This is a genomic window from Fundicoccus sp. Sow4_H7, assembly GCF_052115865.1.
In the GTDB taxonomy this organism is placed as follows: Bacteria; Bacillota; Bacilli; order Lactobacillales; family Aerococcaceae; genus Fundicoccus_A.
This window is the reverse complement of sequence record NZ_JBQKME010000026.1, coordinates 1-2,482: the sequence shown is the minus strand read 5'-3', so window position 1 is coordinate 2,482 and position 2,482 is coordinate 1. Positions and strand designations below refer to the sequence as shown.

2 protein-coding genes are annotated in these 2,482 nt (G+C 40.0%); both read left to right on the top strand.

Going from position 1 to position 2,482, the window contains the following annotated elements; all coding sequences use genetic code 11:
- Nucleotides 1-118 precede the first annotated feature (118 nt).
- Nucleotides 119-1,669, top strand: coding sequence for an IS21 family transposase (gene istA, locus ACTQ54_RS12375; RefSeq protein ID WP_441757247.1), 1,551 nt, complete (start codon nt 119-121; stop codon nt 1,667-1,669).
- A 2-nt stretch (nt 1,670-1,671) separates the two neighbouring features.
- Nucleotides 1,672-2,424 (top strand): IS21-like element helper ATPase IstB, encoded by a 753-nt coding sequence (istB, locus tag ACTQ54_RS12370; protein ID WP_441757246.1) that lies wholly within the window; start codon nt 1,672-1,674, stop codon nt 2,422-2,424.
- Nucleotides 2,425-2,482 lie beyond the last annotated feature (58 nt).

The following is a 2,482-nucleotide window of genomic DNA, read 5'->3' as shown; positions in this document are numbered from 1 at the left end:
TGTGAATGCTAAGCTGTACTAGACAGAAAATGCTAAGTAGGATTGGACACTTACGCTATCAACAAAACACCGCTTATATTACAATATTGATAATAGTATTGTAAAAGGTGGGAGATTATTGGAGGCAAAGCTAGTGTTACATATTGAAATCAAACAATTAAAGAAGATGGGCTTTACGGTCAGTCAAATTGCGGCACAGTTAAAGATTAGTCGACAAACGGTCTATGATTATTTGAAGATGTCGTATGAAGAAGCAGAAGAATGGGTGATGACCTTAAGTCGTCGCGGTAAGAAGCTAGACCCTTACCAAGATTGGATCGTTGCCTGGTTAAAAGAGTATCCACACTTAAGCGCTGCTCAAATTAAAGATTGGTTATTAGAGAAGTTTCCATCGTTAGAGGTTGGGGATAGTACGGTGCGATTATACGTCACCTCATTACGAGAAATTCATCAAATACCTAAGCAGATAGAGACTCGGTCGCATGAAGCTGTTCCGGAATTACCAATGGGACAGCAGATACAAGTCGATTGGGGCGAATCAAAGCAACAAACGCGTGACGGAAAATCGGTTAAGCTTTACGTGATGTGTTTTGTGTTATCGCATTCTCGTTATAAATATATGTACTGGTTAAATCGTCCCTTTCGAATTCAGGATATGTTGGAAGGTCATGAGCGAGCATTTGCCTACTTTGGCGGTAGAACCGATGAGATTATTTATGACCAAGACCGTTTAATAGCAATCGACGAGAATGCCGGCGATTTAATCTTGACTCAGGCCTTTCAAACTTATGTGAAAGAGCGTCAGTTTCGAGTCATCTTGTGTCGTAAGGCTGATCCACAGTCAAAAGGGAAAATCGAAAGTGTGGTGAAGTACGTTAAATACAATTTCGCTGATAGTCGCATTTATTCCACACTCGATAACTGGAATGAGCGTGCGCTTGCTTGGTTGGAACGGACAGGAAATCATCGAATCCATGACACCACGAAAAAAAGACCTGAAGAAGTATTTGCCCTTGAAAAACAATACTTAATTCCGGTCTCTCCGTTACAATCTTTCGATTGTATCTCCACCCCAAGTATAACAAGAAATATTCGGAAGGACAATACAGTCCTTTATCAAGCTAATCGCTATTCTCTACCTCTAGGGAGTTATCAGTCAATGCCAAAGAATCAAGTATTGATTGATATAAAGGAAAGTACGCTTTATCTGTATCATCCTCAAACCAAAGCTTTGATCGATTCACATCCTTTGGCGTCAGGAAAAGGCCAATTGATTCAGAAGAAGTCTCATAAACGAGATCGCTCTAAATCGATTGAATCGTTGAAACAAACGGTATATCAACAGCTTTCTAATGATTCTTTTGCCTTAACTTACGTCGACCAACTGATGGATCAATACCCACGTTATCGACGGGATCAATTAACGATCGTGCAGCGGTTACTCAGACAAGCACCGGATGTTGCGATTCAGGCGATGCATGATTGTCATGAACTGCAGCTATGGAGTGCCAATGATTTAAAAAACAGAGTGACTTTTTTACAACACCAACACAATTTACGACGTCCTGATTTAATAGCGACCCTTTCTACTCAATCGACTGAACCTACTTATCACGTTTCAACTCGAGAAATGGGCACTTATACGGCTATTCTAGAAGGGAGGAACTAGAGATGAGTTCTTCCGTTAATGATATACAAGACGCACTCAAACAGTTGAGACTAGCGGAGGCATCTACTGAGTTGCCTCATCTTCTACGTCAAGCTGAAAAGCATTCGTGGACTTATATGGAATTACTCACTCAACTCACTGATTACGAACTCTCTCAACGCGAGTCTAAGAGTATTCAAAGACGATTAAACTGGGCGAAATTCCCTTATTACAAGACCTTGAAAGAATACCATATCAGTGAACAGACGTCACTTTCCCAGCGGCAATTAATACAACTACAGGAGTTGAACTGGGTGGAACAGCAATATAATCTCATCTTTCTAGGGCCACCAGGAGTTGGTAAAACGGCATTAAGCATAGGGTTAGGCATTGAAGCAATTCAAAGAGGTTACCAAGTTATTTTTGTGGCGATGGGAGAATTAATGTATTTACTAAAGACAGAAGAGTTTACTCGAAAGTCACAAATCCAATTAAATCGGTTAAGAGCTGCACAACTCGTCATCATTGATGACTTAATGTATATGGCGATGGATCAGTATGAAGCCAATCTTTTCTTTCAATTAATCAATCACCTATATGAACAAAGCTCCATTATCCTGACGTCAAATAAGGCGCCAGATCAATGGAGTGACCTCATGGGAGACCAAGGAATTACAACGGCGATATTAGACCGTTTATTGCATCGGGTTGAAGTTATTCAAATGGATGGCGAAAGTTATCGAATGAAACATAAAGAAAAAATATTTAAAAGTTAATCAACGAAAGTGTCCATTCTTATTTAGCGTTTCTGTCCATTTGTACTTGACGGTTACA